This window comes from Paenilisteria portnoyi, from assembly GCF_014322795.1.
In the GTDB taxonomy this organism is placed as follows: domain Bacteria; phylum Bacillota; class Bacilli; order Lactobacillales; family Listeriaceae; genus Listeria_A; species Listeria_A portnoyi.
This window is the reverse complement of record NZ_JAASTT010000002.1, coordinates 203,187-219,767: the sequence shown is the minus strand read 5'-3', so window position 1 is coordinate 219,767 and position 16,581 is coordinate 203,187. Positions and strand designations below refer to the sequence as shown.

The following is a 16,581-nucleotide window of genomic DNA, read 5'->3' as shown; positions in this document are numbered from 1 at the left end:
TTAGTCTAATTATGGCATATAAAGATAAACTAGAGATTAACTGGAGCTTAAAATAGTGTTACCCTATATTTTTTGTCATCTATTTTACTATACGCTCCACTAACCCCCACATTTTTTTAAGATAATAAAATGTTGCTATAACATGGATTGAGATACTTATTTTTTGTGAGGTGTCTCTTTTTTACGCTTTTTTTTAGTTTATGGTGGTACGAAGTGGGGAGTTGTGGTAAAGTTGTCTATAAGAAAGTGGGGATGAACTATGTTCATGGGCGAATATCAACATAACATTGATATAAAGGGCCGTTTAATCGTGCCATCTAAATTCCGTGAACAATTAGGGGATCAATTTGTCATTACCCGAGGGCTTGATAAATGTCTCTTTGCTTATCCGCTTGATGAGTGGACGAAAGTAGAAGAAAAGATCCAGACACTCCCACTGACTAAAAAAGATGCTCGTTCTTTTACCCGTTTTTTCTTTTCTGGGGCTTCGGAATGTGAGCTTGATAAGCAGGGCCGGATTAATATTCCGTCCAATTTAACAAGCTATGCGGAACTCGAGAAGGAGACGGTGATTGTCGGGGTCGCAAGTCGTATTGAAATTTGGAGCAAGTCGGAATGGGATAAATTCTTTGATGAAGCCGAAGATTCGTTCGCCGATATTGCCGAAAATATGATTGGCTTTGATATTTAAAAAGAGGAGGGGCACAAAGATGTTCCAACACGAGACAGTATTATTAAAAGAAACGGTTGATAGCTTGAATATAAAACCTGATGGTGTGTATGTTGACTGTACGCTAGGTGGTGCAGGACACAGTGCTTACTTATTAAGCCAGCTTTCAGACGCAGGACATTTATTCGCGTTTGACCAAGATAACAAGGCGCTCGCTCACGCCAAAGAGCGATTACAGGAATACGAAGGACAGGTCACGTTTATCAAAAGCAACTTTAGATATATTAAGGAAGCATTGCTAGAAGTTGGCATTACGGAAGTGGATGGCATTTTGTATGATTTGGGTGTTTCGTCACCACAACTAGATGAACGGGAACGTGGATTTAGTTATCATCAAGATGCACCGCTAGATATGCGAATGGATCAAGAGGCAGAACTTACGGCACGTGATGTCGTGAATGATTGGCGTTACGAGGATCTTGTGCGTATTTTTTTCCGTTATGGTGAGGAGAAATTTTCGAAACAAGTGGCGCGTGAGATTGAGCGCAGGCGTGAAGTGGCACCAATTGAGACGACTGGGGAATTAGTGGATGCGATTAAAGCCGCGATTCCAGCACCAGCAAGGCGAAAAGGTGGACATCCGGCAAAACGGGTTTTCCAAGCGATTCGTATTGCGGTGAACGACGAGTTAGGGGCAGTGGAGGATTCGCTGAAAGAGGCGATGGATTTATTGAAGCCTGGCGGACGAATCAGCGTGATTACATTCCATTCTTTAGAAGACAGAATTACAAAACAAATGTTTACAGAGGAAGCCAAGGGACCAGAACTGCCACCAGGATTACCGATTATTCCAGATGAGTATAAGCCGAAAATGAAGTTAGTAACAAGAAAACCGATTTTGCCATCTGAGGAAGAACTGGCAGCGAATAACCGTGCACGCTCAGCAAAACTTAGAGTGATAGAGCGGAATATTTAGGAAGTAGGAGTGAAGTAGATGAGTAACAACGTAGCCTACAAAACGAATGCGGAACCGAAACGCGTACATAGGGAAGCGCCACAACCACAACCTAAAAAACAAATTTTAAAACGTGGTAAAATAACGTTGGGTGAGAAATTAATCGCCTCTGTATTTATTATCGTTATTGCGGTATTTGCTTTCAAAATTATTCATGTACAAGCGCAAGTATATAGCGTGAACCAAGGCATTCAAGAGAAACAGGCAGATGTGGATAAACAAGTGAAGGCGAATGAGGATTTGTCAGCAGAAGTGGCGGACCTTAGTCGTTACGAACGCGTATGGAAAAAAGCGAAAGAACTTGGATTGAAACTTGATCCAGATAATGTGAAGGTAGTGGAAGGTAAATGAAAAAACGAGTAGGAAACATGAGACGAGGCGCCCTGGTTCTTTTTATCATCTTTGGAGTTATTTTTCTGTCGGTTATCGGACGCTTCTTTTACATGCAAGTCGTTGGCGATGTTAACGGCGTTCCACTTGCGGCCAAAGCGGCTAAACAGCATTTACGAAGCAGTGTCATTGAAGCAAATCGCGGCTCTATTTTAGATCAAAAGGGCGAAGTGATTGCAAAGGACACTGCTTCTTATACGTTGGCGGCGGTGCTTGATCCGAAGCAGACGGTGGATCCGAAAAATCCGTATCATGTGGTAGAAAAAGAAGAAACGGCAGCCGTTTTAGCGAAATATTTGCCAATGAAAGAAGCGGATATTTTGAAAAAACTGCAAAAGAAGGATATCTTCCAAGTCGAGTTTGGAAAAGCGGGTAAGAATTTATCGGCGGAAGTGAAGGATAAGATTGAAGCGTCGAAATTACCGGGATTGGTGTTCACGAAACAGGCGGAACGATTTTATCCGAATGGCGTTTTTGCCTCTCATCTGATTGGTTATGCGCAGCAAGAAACTGGCAAGGATGGCATTTCGAAGTTGATTGGTAAAATGGGCATTGAGAAGGCGTATAATGATATTTTGACTGGTAAAAACGGTTCGATAAATTATGATGCGGATAAATATGGCTATATTTTGCCGAATGCGAAGAGTGTGGTGAAAGAGGCGCAAGATGGGCAAGATATTTATTTGACGCTTGATAAGAAGATTCAGACGTTTTTGGAGGATACGCTAAATACGGTGGATGCGAAATATAATCCGAAAAACATGATGGCGGTTGTGATGAATCCGAAAACGGGCGAGATTTTAGCGATGAGTCAGCGGGATACGTTTAATCCGACGACCAAGGAAGGTTTGACGGATCAATGGGCGAATTTGCCAGTCGAGATTACGTATGAGCCTGGTTCGGTTATGAAGATATTTTCGCTCGCCTCTGCGATTGATTTAGGTGTGTATCATCCGAATGCATACTACCAATCGGGGACGTATAATGTTGGTAACATACCGATTCATGATCATAATGCTGGTGTTGGTTGGGGCTCGATTACGTATCGTGAAGGTGTTGAGCGTTCGAGTAACGTTGCTTTTGCGAAACTCTTAGCTGGTATGGGACCGGATAAATTTAAGACGTATTTGCAAAACTTTGGCTTTGGAGCGAAAACGGGGATTGACCTTCCGAATGAAGCGACGGGTAAAATTCTTTTTGATCGGAGAATTGAGCAGGTGACGACGGTTTTCGGTCAAGGAACAACGGTAACGATGATGCAGATGCTTCAAGGCGCGACGGCAATCGCGAGTGATGGTACGATGAAACAGCCGTATGTTGTGTCGAAAATTGTCGATCCGAATACGGGTAAAGTGACGGAAACAAAGGCGGTCACAACTGGGAAACCAATCAGCGCAGCAACGGCGAAACAGACGCGTGAAGAGTTGCGAAATGTTATTACGGGCAAGGTTGGAACAGGGAAATTGTACGCGATTGATGGCTATGATATTGCTGGGAAAACAGGCACATCGCAGATTCCAAATCCAGATGGTGGTGGCTATATGACGGGAAATGATAATTATATTTTCTCCTTCATGGGCATGGCACCAGCGAAAGATCCGGAGCTTGTGATGTACGTGACGATGCAACAGCCGCAATTATCTGGAACGGAGACGGGCGGAAAAGCGGTGTCGGAAATTTTTAATCCAGTGATGAAAAATAGTTTGCAGTATTTGAATATTAAATCGGCGGATACGGCCAAGCTGAAAACCGTCGAGATGACATCGATGGCTGGTAAGACGCCAGATGCTGCTAGAAAAGAGTTAGAAGCGAAGAAATTGATTCCAGTCGTCATTGGTAACGGTAAGAAAATTGTGCAACAGTTGCCGCTCGCTGGTGAGAAGATTTTGGAAGGGCAACGAGTTATCTTGATGACAGAAGGTGACATGACAATTCCGGATATGAAGGATTGGGCGAAGAATGATGTGCTCAAAGTCTCGGAAATAACAGGCGTTCCTTTTAAGGTCAATGGAGATGGGTATGTGTTGAAGCAGAGCCTTTCTGCGGGTTCAGTACTCAATGATAAGTCGCAGGTGACGATTGATCTCACGACACCAGACAAAATTCCAAATTTTAATAAGGTCCCGAAAGTAGAGAAAAATGAAGAGGACTCGGCAGATACGACGGTGCAAGAGGCGACGGGGCTAAATGCTTTATTAAATTAGTAAATGGGGTAGGCGCACACTTTTTCGGGATTCGTAAGCGTGATGCGTCTACCTATTTTGATAGCAGGGGAAAGATTGCTAAAAGACTAGTATTTCGCCGCTGTTTTTGCTAATATAGAATAGAAGATTTGTCATCGTTACGCGCGCTGATATGCACTCGTTTTTTTAGAGATTGCGATATCATTTTTTGCGTTGGACTTTGGAGGCGATGAGATGGAAGGGACGTTCGAAATGGAATTAGAGAAGTTGATAGAGGCAATTCCTTACAGCCGGTTGTTGCAAGCCGAGGAAGATACGCTACATATAGAAGTGAAAAGCGTCGAGCAGGACAGCAGACAGGTGACGGCGGGGACGCTATTTGTATGCATCGATGGGGAAGTGGTAGACGGACATGCGTTTGCGAGAACAGCGCAGGAACAAGGCGCAGTCGCGATTGTAGCGGAGCGGATGCTGGCTGATATGACGATTCCGGTCATTTTGGTAGAGGATGGGAAACGGGCGATGGCGATGCTTGCCGCGGCGTTTTACTCATATCCAACGACGGAAATGAATTTGATTGGAATTACGGGAACAAACGGTAAGACGACGGTGAGCCATCTAGTGGAATTTATCTTAGCGGATAATGCCGTGACGACGGGCTTGATTGGTACAATGTATCGCAAAATTGGCGCGGAGATTTTGGAAACGAAAAACACGACGCCTGACAGTTTAACATTGCAAAAGACGTTTCGACAAATGCGTGATCAGGAAGTAACGACGGCAATTATGGAGGTGTCCTCGCACGCGCTTGTGCAAGGTCGTGTCTATGGTTCCGAATACGATATAGCGGTATTTACGAATTTGTCGCAGGATCATTTGGATTATCATAAAACGATGGAGGAATATGCCCACGCGAAAAGCTTATTGTTCGCCCAACTCGGAAATGGCTATGGCGGCTCTTCGAAAACGGCGATCATTAATGCAGATGACCCCCATGCAAAAATGATGATCGAGGCTACAGGCGTGAGTTTATTGACATACGGTATTGATGGTGCGGCGTCTTTCCGAGCTAGTGATATTAGAATTAGTAGTAAGGGGACGGGATTCCAACTTCATTTTCAAGATGAGGTTTTCACGGTGCAGCTGAAATTGATTGGCAAATTTAACGTGTATAACGCACTCGCTGCGATTGCGACGGTTTATGCGACAAACGAAGCGCCAGAAACGATTCCAGAAATTATCGCATCCCTTGAGAAAGTGCAAGGTGTAGCGGGACGTTTTGAGCTCGTTGATGCAGGGCAACAATTTCCAGTCATTGTAGATTACGCGCATACGCCAGATGGTTTGGAAAATGTATTAAAAACGGTGACGGAATTCGCTACAGGACGTATTTTTGTCGTCGTCAGTTGCGGTGGTGATCGTGATAAAGGGAAGCGTCCACAGATGGCCCAAATTGCTGTGAAGTACGCGACGAACCCAATTTTCACATCGGATAACCCGCGGACGGAAGTGCCGATGCAGATTATTGAGGATATGCTAGCTGGTGTGCCAGACGCGACATATACAGTGAAAGAACACCGGCATGATGCGATTCGTTTCGCAGTAAAGCAGGCCAATCCCGAAGATGTTATTTTGATAGCTGGAAAAGGGCATGAAACGTATCAAATCATTGGCGATGTTGTTCATGATTTCGATGATCGCAAAGAAGCACGCGAAGCCATTTTAGCAAAGATATTATAACGAGACATTTTTACGATAGCGAAAGATACAAAATAGATTGGAGCGAAAAAGCGTGTCATTATATTGGATAGTTACAACATTTGCGATGGCTTTCATTATTACCGTCATCGGGGTACCTTTATTTATCCCGTTTTTACAAAAATTAAAGTTTGGTCAAAGTATTCGTGAGGAAGGCCCACAAAGCCATCAGAAAAAATCAGGAACACCGACAATGGGAGGACTCGTATTCCTTCTCGCGATGATTATTAGTTTCGTAATCATGACGCTAATCGGCGGTTGGTTTGGCAGTGAAGCATTGCTACTACTAATCCCGCTCGTGTTATTCGGCGCATTAGGATTCTTAGATGATTATATTAAAGTCGTGAAAAAACAAAACTTAGGGTTGCGTTCGAAGCAGAAGTTTCTAGGACAAGTTGTTATTTCCGTCTTGTTCTACGCAATCTATCGCTGGAATGGCTATCCAGAAACACTGACGATTCCGTTCACATCAACGGAAGTCAACCTAGGCTGGTTCTTCCTCATCTTCGTGATTTTCTGGCTCGTAGGATTTTCGAATGCTGTGAATTTGACAGATGGCTTGGATGGTTTGGTTTCAGGGCTTTCCGTTATTGCTTTTGGCGCTTTAGGAATCATCGCGATTTTCCAAGACCAAGATGTCATAGCGATGTTTTGTTTAGCAATTGTTGGAGCGATGTTAGGGTTCCTGCTTTTCAACAAGAATCCGGCAAAAATTTTCATGGGGGATACAGGATCGTTAGCGCTCGGGGGTGCAATTGCCGCCATTTCGATTCTATTACAACAAGAATGGATGTTGCTTTTAATCGGCCTCGTATTCGTCATTGAAACGGCTTCGGTTATCATCCAAGTCTTCTATTTTAAAGTTACAAACGGTAAAAGATTATTCAAAATGAGTCCGATTCACCATCACTTTGAGCATGTCGATATCGGCTGGTCAGAATGGCGTATCGTCTTCACTTTCTGGGGTGCGGGGCTTGTCTGTGCGATTATTGCACTGTTCGTTATCCTGTAAAAAATGGGAATGAGTTGAAATTGGGGGAATAAAAATGAAAAACATTATTCAATATAAGCATCGCAAAGTACTTGTATTGGGCTTAGCGAGAAGTGGTGTCGGTGCGGCGTCCCTTCTTCATAAACTCGGCGCCTTTGTGACAGTGAACGATCAAAAGCCGTTTAGTGAAAATCCAGAAGCACAAGGCCTGCTAGAACAAGGAATTAAAGTAATCTGTGGTTCGCATCCCGTGGAACTTTTAGACGAGGGATTTGAACTTGTCGTGAAAAATCCTGGTATTCCGTATGACAACCCGATGATTAAAAAAGCACAAGATTTGATGATCCCGATTATTACCGAAGTCGAGTTAGCCTATCAAATTTCCGATGCACCAATCATTGGTATCACTGGTACAAACGGGAAAACGACGACGACGACTATCGTGCACCATATGCTAAATGAAATGACACCAAATAAATCATTACTTGCTGGGAACATCGGTTTTCCAGGTTCAGAAGTTGCCGAAAAAGCGACAGCAGATCAATACATCGCGATGGAGCTCTCTTCATTCCAGCTGATGGGGATTCGCACATTTTGCCCGAAAATCGCGGTAATCACGAATATTTATGAGGCGCATATCGACTATCATAAAACACGTGAGGATTACGTAAAAGCGAAATGGCGCATCCAGGAAAATCAAACAAAAAATGAATTCTTAGTTATCAACTGGGATCAAGATGAATTACGGAATATGACGAAGCGTACTAAAGCGAAAGTCATTCCGTTCTCACCAACACAAAAACTGGGCGAAGGTGCTTATGTCAAAGATGGTAATATCATGTTTTACGATGAAATTATTGGCAAACGCGATGATATCTTACTTCCAGGGGAACATAATTTGGAAAATATTCTTGCCTCTATCGCAGTCGCTAAAATCTGTGAAGTGAGCAACGAGCAAATCATGCAGGTGCTGGAAACATTCAAAGGCGTAGAACACCGGACGCAGTTTGTCAAAGAACTAAACGGCCGCAAATTTTACAACGATTCCAAGGCAACGAATATTTTGGCAACACAGAGCGCGCTTAGCGGTTTTAATAAACCAGTGGTGCTTCTGGCTGGTGGACTTGATCGGGGTATTGAATTTGACGAACTCAAACCATTTTTCAAGAACGTGAAAACATTGATTACATTCGGCGAAACGGCTGAAAAAGTAGGTCGTGTTGGTAAAGAAGCAGGCGTGGATGTGCATCGTGTACATGATGTGACTGCTGCTGTGCCACTTGCTTACGAGCTATCCAATCCAGGTGATATCATTTTACTTTCACCAGCGTGCGCGAGCTGGGATCAATACAGAACATTCGAAGTTCGAGGACGTGCCTTTATGGATGCCATCGAAGAATTGCCAGATGAGGTGGAAAAATGAAATTTGTCATAAGCGGTGGCGGAACGGGTGGACATATTTATCCGGCCCTTGCGCTAATCCGAGTCATAAAAAAAAGAGACCCCGAAGCCGAATTTCTCTATATTGGGACTGAAAAGGGGCTCGAATCAACTATCGTAAGGCGTGAAGGAATTCCTTTTGAAACAATCGAAATCACTGGCTTTAAACGCGCGCTCTCCTTTGAAAACGTCAAAACAGTGACGCGCTTTTTCAAAGGTGTGACGCGTAGTAAAGCATTGATTCGTGCTTTCAAACCAGACGCGGTTATCGGAACAGGTGGCTATGTTTGTGGCCCTGTTGTGTATGCAGCGGCGAAACTGAACATCCCAACACTTATTCATGAACAAAATAGTGTGGCTGGTCTGACGAATAAGTTTTTGAGTCGTTATGCTGACCGTGTCGCGATTTGCTTTGAAGAAGTGAGCGATTCTTTTGCCGCTGAAAAAGTTGTTTTCACAGGCAACCCACGAGCATCAGAAGTGGTAGGTATCGAATCAGGGAATGTTTTAACCGAATATGGCCTGGAGCAAGACAAGCCAACCGTTCTTGTTTTCGGTGGTAGCCGCGGTGCCCGAGGAATTAATGAAGCCATTGAAGCCAACCTTGCTAAAATCGGTAAGCGCAGTTATCAACTACTTTACGTTACCGGTGATGCCCATTTTGAGAAGATCCAAGAAAAGCTAGCAGATATGGAGCTAAACGACAATATTAGCATTCAACCGTTCATCTACGACATGCCAAAAGTACTTAATGTCAGTACCCTAGTCGTATCAAGAGCCGGTGCCACATCGCTTGCGGAACTGACAGCACTAGGCGTACCGAGTATCTTAATTCCAAGCCCGTACGTGACAGCAAATCACCAAGCTAAAAATGCAGAATCATTGGCTAAAAAAGCTGCGGCATCTGTCATCGCAGAGTCCGAATTATCGCCTGTGCGCTTACTAGATGAAATCGATACGATCATGGGGAGCCCTGAAAAATTGGCAAAAATGCAATATGAAGCTAAGCAATTAGGTGTTCCTGATGCGGCAGACAAGCTCGTAGATGCAATCTACGACATAATCAACAAATAAAACAGATGAGGAGGACGACCAGATGGCGAATAATAAAAAGATAGTTTCTATCGAGAGCAGAATTCCAGAACTAAAAAAATACCGCAAAAAGAAATTAATTCGTCATATGTCGATTCTAATTAGTATCTTCGTTCTTCTCATTCTAATTACGCTCTATTTTCTTTCGCCACTGAGTAAAGTTCAGCGTATCTATGTCGATGGAAATCATCAAGTCGATGAGAAAACCATTTTGACAGAAGGTGATTTAAATCTAGAAGCATTCGTTTTTGGGATAAATAAGTCACGAAGCACTGATGCACTAGAGAAAAATCCGCTGATTAAAGAAGCAACAATCAAGTTGCAAGGGCTAAACACACTACGCGTCCATATTACAGAAAATAAAACGATAGGCTATCAAGAAAAGAACGGTCAGTATTTCGATATTTTAGAAACAGGTAAGCTACTCACGACACAGCCAAAGCAATTCCCAATTGGAAATAACCCTATATTTAGCGGTTTCAAAAATGGGCGAGTGCTAGAAGACATGGTATCGCAGCTCAACCAACTACCAGAAGGCGTTCTGCTATCGATTTCAGAGATTCATTTTGCGCCAACAAAAAGTGACGATGAGCATATTAGTCTCTATATGAACGATGGAAACCAAGTCTCCGCGACAATCTCAACCTTCGCTGAAAAAATGGCACACTATCCATCTATCGTCGCGCAATTAAAAGAAGATCAAAAAGGTATCATTGATTTAGAAATTGGTTCTTATTTCCGTACTTATTTAAAAAATAAAGAAGAACAAGCCGCGCTAGATAAGAAAAATTGATGATTATATTACAAAGAAACGCTGGATGAAACGTACGATTTAACACATAATCGCTTGTTGGATAAGAATGCACGTTCCTCTTTTTGCGTTGAATTTAAAGAAAAGCTAAAAAGTTGCTGAAAAATATCCTTTGTGCTTTTATTACCATGCTTCTTGGTGTAGACTGTAGATATGTGTTGATTGAATAGTGTATCTTTTATCTTCTACTATTATGTTTGCTGGAGAGGGGAATCTCGAAGGACAAACACCAACCATTAAAAGAAACTCTTAAATAAAACTTACTACTGAATTTTTGCGTATAGGCAAATAAAATAAGACAGATTATGAAATAAAGGAGGTGCCGATAAATGGGAGAAAACGAAATTTATGTAAGCTTGGATATTGGAACATCATCTGTGAAAGTGATTATTGCAGAGATGGCCAATGACAGACTCAATATTATCGGTGTGGGTAATGTGGCGTCCCAAGGAGTTAAAAAAGGCGTCATAGTTGATATTGATAAGACCGTCGAATCGATTAAAAAAGCCATTGAACAGGCAGAACGTATGGTGGGCGTGCATGTATCCCAAGTCATTGTTGGGATCGTTTCTAGCCAAGTACGACTGGAAGCTTGCCGTGGCGTCGTTGCGATTAGTGGTGAAAATCGTGAAATTACAGACGACGATGTGTGGAATGTTATTGATTCCGCGCAGGTCATTTCTCTAGCTCCTGATCGAGAAATTATCAATGTGATTCCCGATCAATACGTGGTCGATGGCTTTGAAGGCGTGAATCCAAGAGGAATGATTGGCGTGCGTCTAGAAATGGAAGGAACACTTATTACTGGTTCAAAAACGATCCTACATAATACGCTGCGTTGCGTAGAACGTGCTGGGTTAGAAATTACAGATATTGTGCTTCAACCACTCGCAGAAGGCTCGGTTTCCTTAACAGAAGATGATAAAGAATTCGGCACGGCTCTGGTGAATATTGGTGCTGGTACGACGACAATTAGTGTATTCGAACAAGGAAAATTAACGTACACGACCGTATTACCAGTTGGTGGTGACCATGTGACGAAAGATTTGTCACTAGGCTTAAATACATCGACAGCCAACGCCGAAAAAGTAAAATTAGAACACGGGTATGCTTTTTACGACGATGCTTCGGCTGATATCGCATTTGGTATCGATGTGATCGGCAGTGATCAACAACAACATTTCACACAGCTAGAAGTAGCCGATATCATTGAAGCTCGCATGGAAGAAATTTATACGTTAACATTAGAAGAACTGGCCCGTGTTGGCAAAGGTCATCTGCCTGGTGGTTACGTGTTAACTGGTGGCGCGATGGCGATTCCAGGAGCTATTGATCTCGCTGGTAAAATATTTCAAGCGCATGTAAGATTAGCAATTCCAGATTATATCGGTGTTCGTGAGCCGAGTTTCACGACTGCTGTTGGTTTAATAAAATATGCCTATCAGATGGCTGAAAAAGAAGGTAGAAGCTTAAATTCCGAACCATCCGAAACAACAGAAATTCATGAAGAACAGTATTCGAAACCAAAGCAAAAACCAAAGAAAACAGAAGAAGAGAATGTTTCCACCAAGATGAAGAATTTCTTCGGTGCATTTTTCGATTAGAAGAAGCAAGTGTTTTCGTTAAAAAGGTAAAATTAGGAGGCAAATAGTATGTTAGATTTTGACACGAGTGCAGAAAGCTTAGCAACAATTAAAGTAATCGGAATCGGTGGCGGCGGAAATAATGCTGTCAACCGAATGATTGAACATGGTGTCCAAGGTGTCGATTTTGTCGCAGCAAATACGGATGCACAAGCTTTGAATCTTTCTAAAGCAGAAGTTCACTTGCAAATAGGCACGAAATTAACGCGTGGACTAGGAGCAGGAGCTGTTCCTGAAATTGGGAAAAAAGCAGCAGAAGAAAGTCGCGAAATGATCGAAGAAGCGCTAAAAGGTGCGGATATGGTTTTCGTAACGGCTGGTATGGGTGGCGGAACTGGAACGGGCGCAGCGCCTGTTATCGCGACAATTGCGAAAGAAATGGGTGCCTTAACGGTAGGTGTTGTCACGCGTCCATTTGGCTTTGAAGGTCCCAAACGTTCGAAACAAGCAGCGATTGGTACAGAAGCTATGAAGGAAGCAGTAGACACGTTGATTGTGATCCCAAATGATCGTTTACTACAAATTGTTGATAAAAATACACCGATGTTAGAAGCGTTTCGTGAAGCGGATAATGTTTTACGTCAAGGTGTACAGGGTATATCAGATTTAATTGCTGTTCCTGGTTTAATCAACTTGGATTTCGCTGATGTAAAAACAATTATGACGAATCGTGGTTCAGCATTGATGGGCATCGGTATCGGTACTGGTGAAAATCGTGCGGCAGACGCGGCGAAAAAAGCGATCTCATCTCCACTGCTTGAAACATCGATTGACGGTGCAAAAGGCGTGCTGATGAACATCACTGGTGGTTCTAATTTGAGCCTCTATGAAGTGCAAGAAGCAGCTGAAATCGTGTCTTCTGCGTCAGATGAAGATGTGAATATGATTTTCGGTTCGGTTATCAATGATGATTTGCAAGAAGAGTTGATTGTGACGGTTATCGCGACTGGTTTTGACGAAGCAGCTCAAGCAAAACAACAAGCGCAAGCGCAAAATCGTCCTAATCCAGCAATTCAAGTCAATCGTCCTGGTTATGCTGTGAAGGAAGAATCTAATGCGCCACAACAACAAGCGCAAGCGCCGAAAGAAGAGCAGCAACAAGCAACGCCTCACGTAGAAGAACAGCGCCAAAATCTCGACGTAGAAGTGCCTGCGTTCATTCGCAACAGAAATCGTCGAAATCAATAAAAGTATGAAAAAAAATAGGTGATATGTGATGAGCTATAACGACAACTTACAAGTGATGGAAGATAAAATTTCTAACGCAGCGAAAAAAAATGGTCGTGAGGCGGCAGACGTTCATTTGGTCGCCGTAACGAAGACTGTGGATGTTGCTGCGATGGAGACACTGTACAATCTCGGCATTCGTCATTTTGGTGAAAATCGAGCGGAAGTTTTTACGGAAAAAGTAGAGGCATTCGCTGATAAACCGGATATTGTTTGGCATTTTATCGGATCATTACAAACACGAAAAGTGAGAGCCATCCTACCATATACGCATTTTTTGCATTCATTAGATCGCAAGTCTTTAGCTGATGAAATTGAAAAACGTGCGACTCAGAAAGTATCATGTTTCTTACAAGTAAATATTTCTGAGGAAGAATCAAAACATGGTTTTAGTGCGGAAGAAGCCATCGCGTTTGTGCAAGCACAGAACTATGAACATGTTGAAATTGTTGGATTGATGACAATGGCTCCAAACACCGATGATGAGCAGACTTTACATCACGTTTTTCAAGGATTAAAAGCAGTGCAACTAGAAATAGAGAAACTTGGAATCCTGAATGTTCCGTGTCACGAATTATCGATGGGAATGACGAATGATTTTGAGATTGCAATCGAGGAAGGCGCAACGTTTATCAGAGTAGGAAGAGCTTTAGTAGAGGAAAACTAAATGTGGAGGTGTAAATCAGATGGGATTAAAAAATAAATTTAAATCTTACTTTTTCTTAGATGAGGAATCGGGCGAAGATTATTATGAAGAGGAACCGGTTGCGACAAAACCTCAACCACTTCGCGAGGTTCCAACTGAGAAAAAAATGAAAAAACCAACAGGAAAAAACTATTTTACGAATCAAAGTGAAGTAGCACCAGTTGCTGAACAGAAAGTAGTAAGCATGAATGGCGCCCAATTTTCGAGCCAAATGGTACTCGTGGAACCGCGTGTTTATGCAGAAGCGCAAGAGCTTTCTGACTACTTGAAGGAGTACAAAACGGTGGTTGTGAATTTACAACGCATTAGTCATGACCAAGCAATCCGAATTGTGGACTTTTTAAGCGGGACTGTGTATGCTTTAGGTGGAGATATTCAACGTATTGGCAACAATATTTTCCTCTGCACACCAGAAAACGTCGAAGTTGATGGCGCTATTTCTGAGATGTTAGAAGAACAAGATTTTATGTAAATGAGGTGTAACACATTTTAGCATATCAGATTGCACATTATGTTTTTCTAGTACTGGATTACTTCCCGTACGTACTGTTTGTTTATATTTTAATGTCTTGGTTTCCAGGTGCTTACGAAACGACATTTGGCCGCTTTTTAGCGAAAATTTGTGAACCTGTTTTAGCGCCGTTCCGGAAAATCATTCCGCCAATTGGTGGGGTCCTTGATTTATCACCAATCATTGCCTTTTTTGCAATAAGAATGGCGACGTTTGGGTTACAGTACTTAGTGTATAATTATTTATTGCCACTATTTTTCTAAATGTTGATACCGAAATGAAAGTTGCCTGGAAATCAGGAGTGCTTTCATTCGGTATTTTTTGGAATTGCGTGGGTGTTAAAAAACGATGAAGCGTGCTATAATGGTAGTTATTAAAGTATGACTATATTACAAAATGGCTTTTTATGAGAGGTATTTTGTTATTAAAGGGAGTAAGGGGAACATGGAAGGGATTTATCAGCATTTTAGAGCAGAAGAGCATAGTTTTATTGACGTAGCGTTAGAGTGGATTGTGCAGGTCGAGGATCAGTACACGCCGCGTTTGACGGATTTCCTTGATCCACGTCAGCGTTTGATTTTGGAGTCGGTTGTTGGCGGTTATGATCATATCAAGGTGAAATTCTGGGGCGGGGTAGCGCATGCAGAACGTCGTCGCGCGCTTATTTATCCGGATTATTATGAGCCGACCGATGCAGATTTTCAAGTTACATTGTTTGATATTCGCTATCCGGTTAAGTTCACGACATTATCGCACCAGTCGATTCTCGGAACAGTGATGTCGCTCGGGATGAAGCGCGATATTTTCGGTGATATTTTGACGGAAAATGAATTGTGGCAGTTTTTTGTGATGAGCGAGATGAAAGAGTACGTTAGTTTGCAGCTTGATAAAATAGGGAAAGTTAATATCATGTTGGAGGAACTGGACCTAAATCAAGCGTTACCTGTTCGTACGGATTGGGAATATGTTGGGACGACAATTACGAGTTTGCGCTTGGATCTTGTTGTGGCAACAGCGCACAATATTTCGCGTCAAAAAGCCAAACAACTCGTACAAGGGAAACTGGTGAAGGTGAATTGGAAAATCGTTGAAAATCCAGATTTTGAATGTGAAGAATTGGATATTATTTCAGCGCGCGGCTATGGTCGTGTGAGGCTGGGAGAAATCAACGGACACACGAAGAAGGATAAGATTCGGATAGAAATAGGTTATTTACACTAATATTTTCGGTTTTTGAGAAGATAATACTTGCGAGATAGTCAGAATTTTATTATAGTAAGAGACAGGTATATATGGAATGAAGTTTTATGTTATAATAGAAGGGCTAGCCTAGATTTAGTTAGGTTTTGACCATATGGAGGTGTTGAACATGCCATTATCACCGCTGGATATACATAATAAAGAGTTTAGCCGTGGTTTTAGAGGTTACGAAGAGGACGAGGTAAATGAATTCCTCGACCAAATTATTAAGGATTATGAACAACTGATTAAAGAAAAGAAACGCTTAGAGGAGACGCTATCTTCAAGAGATGACCGTTTAGGACATTTTACAAATATTGAAGAAACGCTAAATAAATCCTTGATAGTGGCGCAAGAAGCTGCGAACCAGGTCATTGATAACGCAGATAAAGAAGCGAAATTAATCGTGCGTGAAGCGGAGAAAGACGCGGACCGTATTTTGAGTGATTCGCTATCCAAAGCCCGCAAAATTGCGATTGAAATTGAAGACTTGAAACGTCAATCAAAAGTGTTCCGCGAACGTCTGCGTTTACTAGTGGAAACACAAATGGATCTGATTAAGAGTGATGATTGGAAGCAATTGATGGAATACGAAGTCGATGCAACCGAATTGAAATCAGCAGAGCCAGAGAAATTAGATGTAGTAGAAGAAAACGATATTGAAAAGCAATAATAGAGACAAGTACACTTTCTAGAGATATTCTATTTTTAAAGCGAGCTAGGGATGGTGAGAGCCCAGCAAGTAGGATAGAAGGTGGAAATCACTCAGGAGCTCTTTTTTTGAACGGCATGCGTGCCAATTAGAAAGAAGCGTATATCGGCGTTAACGATGGAACGAAGTGGGCAAAGATGTATGATCGATGTCAACAAGGGTGGTACCGCGACTATTAGACTCGTCCCTTTTT

The 16,581-nt window shown here is 42.4% G+C and carries 16 protein-coding genes and 1 other annotated feature; all 16 genes read left to right on the top strand.

What is annotated here, in order from left to right:
• Positions 1 to 259 precede the first annotated feature (259 nt).
• The 16 genes from mraZ (at position 260) to HCJ66_RS02440 (ending at position 16,349) form a co-directional block, all read left to right on the top strand.
• On the top strand, positions 260 to 691 hold the full coding sequence (gene mraZ / locus HCJ66_RS02515) for a division/cell wall cluster transcriptional repressor MraZ (protein WP_181675333.1): 432 nt from the start codon (positions 260 to 262) through the stop codon (positions 689 to 691).
• Positions 692 to 710: 19 nt separating this feature from the next.
• Positions 711 to 1,646: a 16S rRNA (cytosine(1402)-N(4))-methyltransferase RsmH gene (gene rsmH / locus HCJ66_RS02510; protein WP_187131734.1), complete on the top strand. Its 936-nt coding sequence runs from the start codon at positions 711 to 713 to the stop codon at positions 1,644 to 1,646.
• Positions 1,647 to 1,664: 18 nt separating this feature from the next.
• Positions 1,665 to 2,036 (top strand): cell division protein FtsL, encoded by a 372-nt coding sequence (ftsL, locus tag HCJ66_RS02505; protein ID WP_036080136.1) that lies wholly within the window; start codon positions 1,665 to 1,667, stop codon positions 2,034 to 2,036.
• Positions 2,033 to 4,279 carry a penicillin-binding protein gene (locus HCJ66_RS02500; RefSeq protein WP_187131733.1) on the top strand — a complete coding sequence of 749 codons (2,247 nt, stop codon included), beginning with the start codon at positions 2,033 to 2,035 and terminating at the stop codon, positions 4,277 to 4,279. The genes ftsL and HCJ66_RS02500 overlap by 4 nt, the downstream gene beginning before the upstream one ends.
• A 231-nt stretch (positions 4,280 to 4,510) precedes the next feature.
• Positions 4,511 to 5,998, top strand: a complete 1,488-nt coding sequence (locus HCJ66_RS02495; RefSeq protein WP_187131780.1) for a UDP-N-acetylmuramoyl-L-alanyl-D-glutamate--2,6-diaminopimelate ligase — start codon at positions 4,511 to 4,513, stop codon at positions 5,996 to 5,998.
• 52 nt (positions 5,999 to 6,050) lie between these two features.
• Entirely contained in the window at positions 6,051 to 7,028 is a 978-nt protein-coding gene (gene mraY, locus HCJ66_RS02490) for a phospho-N-acetylmuramoyl-pentapeptide-transferase (protein ID WP_187131732.1), read from the top strand.
• A gap of 34 nt (positions 7,029 to 7,062) precedes the next feature.
• Complete coding sequence (gene murD / locus HCJ66_RS02485) at positions 7,063 to 8,430, top strand: UDP-N-acetylmuramoyl-L-alanine--D-glutamate ligase (RefSeq protein WP_181675137.1); 1,368 nt, start codon at positions 7,063 to 7,065, stop codon at positions 8,428 to 8,430.
• The gene (murG, locus tag HCJ66_RS02480; RefSeq protein ID WP_187131731.1) at positions 8,427 to 9,521 is read left to right on the top strand and encodes an undecaprenyldiphospho-muramoylpentapeptide beta-N-acetylglucosaminyltransferase; all 1,095 of its coding nucleotides are present in this window, start codon (positions 8,427 to 8,429) and stop codon (positions 9,519 to 9,521) included. The genes murD and murG overlap by 4 nt, the downstream gene beginning before the upstream one ends.
• 22 nt (positions 9,522 to 9,543) lie before the next feature.
• Positions 9,544 to 10,332, top strand: a complete 789-nt coding sequence (locus HCJ66_RS02475) for a cell division protein FtsQ/DivIB (protein ID WP_187131730.1) — start codon at positions 9,544 to 9,546, stop codon at positions 10,330 to 10,332.
• Positions 10,333 to 10,679: 347 nt separating this feature from the next.
• A complete protein-coding gene (gene ftsA, locus HCJ66_RS02470) occupies positions 10,680 to 11,954 on the top strand; it encodes a cell division protein FtsA (RefSeq protein WP_187131729.1) in 1,275 nt (424 codons plus the stop codon).
• A 48-nt stretch (positions 11,955 to 12,002) separates the two neighbouring features.
• Positions 12,003 to 13,181, top strand: coding sequence for a cell division protein FtsZ (gene ftsZ, locus HCJ66_RS02465; protein WP_187131728.1), 1,179 nt, complete (start codon positions 12,003 to 12,005; stop codon positions 13,179 to 13,181).
• Positions 13,182 to 13,209: 28 nt separating this feature from the next.
• Positions 13,210 to 13,887 carry a YggS family pyridoxal phosphate-dependent enzyme gene (locus HCJ66_RS02460; protein WP_187131727.1) on the top strand — a complete coding sequence of 226 codons (678 nt, stop codon included), beginning with the start codon at positions 13,210 to 13,212 and terminating at the stop codon, positions 13,885 to 13,887.
• 19 nt (positions 13,888 to 13,906) lie between these two features.
• Entirely contained in the window at positions 13,907 to 14,398 is a 492-nt protein-coding gene (locus tag HCJ66_RS02455; RefSeq protein ID WP_187131726.1) for a cell division protein SepF, read from the top strand.
• A 14-nt stretch (positions 14,399 to 14,412) separates the two neighbouring features.
• Entirely contained in the window at positions 14,413 to 14,700 is a 288-nt protein-coding gene (locus tag HCJ66_RS02450; protein WP_343068950.1) for a YggT family protein, read from the top strand.
• Positions 14,701 to 14,881: 181 nt separating this feature from the next.
• Entirely contained in the window at positions 14,882 to 15,658 is a 777-nt protein-coding gene (locus HCJ66_RS02445; protein ID WP_187131724.1) for a YlmH family RNA-binding protein, read from the top strand.
• Between the two features lie 148 nt (positions 15,659 to 15,806).
• Entirely contained in the window at positions 15,807 to 16,349 is a 543-nt protein-coding gene (locus tag HCJ66_RS02440; RefSeq protein ID WP_187131723.1) for a DivIVA domain-containing protein, read from the top strand.
• Positions 16,337 to 16,580, top strand: a binding site (T-box leader). Its footprint overlaps the gene before it by 13 nt.
• Position 16,581 lies beyond the last annotated feature (1 nt).

What these genes read in the sequence shown, in the direction of transcription:
- HCJ66_RS02500 (WP_187131733.1), top strand. Translation starts at nt 2,033, where the DNA reads ATGAAAAAACGAGTAGGAAACATGAGACGAGGCGCCCTGGTTCTTTTT.
- HCJ66_RS02495 (WP_187131780.1), top strand. Translation starts at nt 4,511, where the DNA reads ATGGAATTAGAGAAGTTGATAGAGGCAATTCCTTACAGCCGGTTGTTG.
- murD (WP_181675137.1), top strand. Translation starts at nt 7,063, where the DNA reads ATGAAAAACATTATTCAATATAAGCATCGCAAAGTACTTGTATTGGGC.
- HCJ66_RS02445 (WP_187131724.1), top strand. Translation starts at nt 14,882, where the DNA reads ATGGAAGGGATTTATCAGCATTTTAGAGCAGAAGAGCATAGTTTTATT.
- HCJ66_RS02455 (WP_187131726.1), top strand. Translation starts at nt 13,907, where the DNA reads ATGGGATTAAAAAATAAATTTAAATCTTACTTTTTCTTAGATGAGGAA.
- HCJ66_RS02440 (WP_187131723.1), top strand. Translation starts at nt 15,807, where the DNA reads ATGCCATTATCACCGCTGGATATACATAATAAAGAGTTTAGCCGTGGT.
- HCJ66_RS02460 (WP_187131727.1), top strand. Translation starts at nt 13,210, where the DNA reads ATGAGCTATAACGACAACTTACAAGTGATGGAAGATAAAATTTCTAAC.
- ftsZ (WP_187131728.1), top strand. Translation starts at nt 12,003, where the DNA reads ATGTTAGATTTTGACACGAGTGCAGAAAGCTTAGCAACAATTAAAGTA.
- ftsL (WP_036080136.1), top strand. Translation starts at nt 1,665, where the DNA reads ATGAGTAACAACGTAGCCTACAAAACGAATGCGGAACCGAAACGCGTA.
- ftsA (WP_187131729.1), top strand. Translation starts at nt 10,680, where the DNA reads ATGGGAGAAAACGAAATTTATGTAAGCTTGGATATTGGAACATCATCT.
- mraZ (WP_181675333.1), top strand. Translation starts at nt 260, where the DNA reads ATGTTCATGGGCGAATATCAACATAACATTGATATAAAGGGCCGTTTA.
- murG (WP_187131731.1), top strand. Translation starts at nt 8,427, where the DNA reads ATGAAATTTGTCATAAGCGGTGGCGGAACGGGTGGACATATTTATCCG.
- rsmH (WP_187131734.1), top strand. Translation starts at nt 711, where the DNA reads ATGTTCCAACACGAGACAGTATTATTAAAAGAAACGGTTGATAGCTTG.
- HCJ66_RS02475 (WP_187131730.1), top strand. Translation starts at nt 9,544, where the DNA reads ATGGCGAATAATAAAAAGATAGTTTCTATCGAGAGCAGAATTCCAGAA.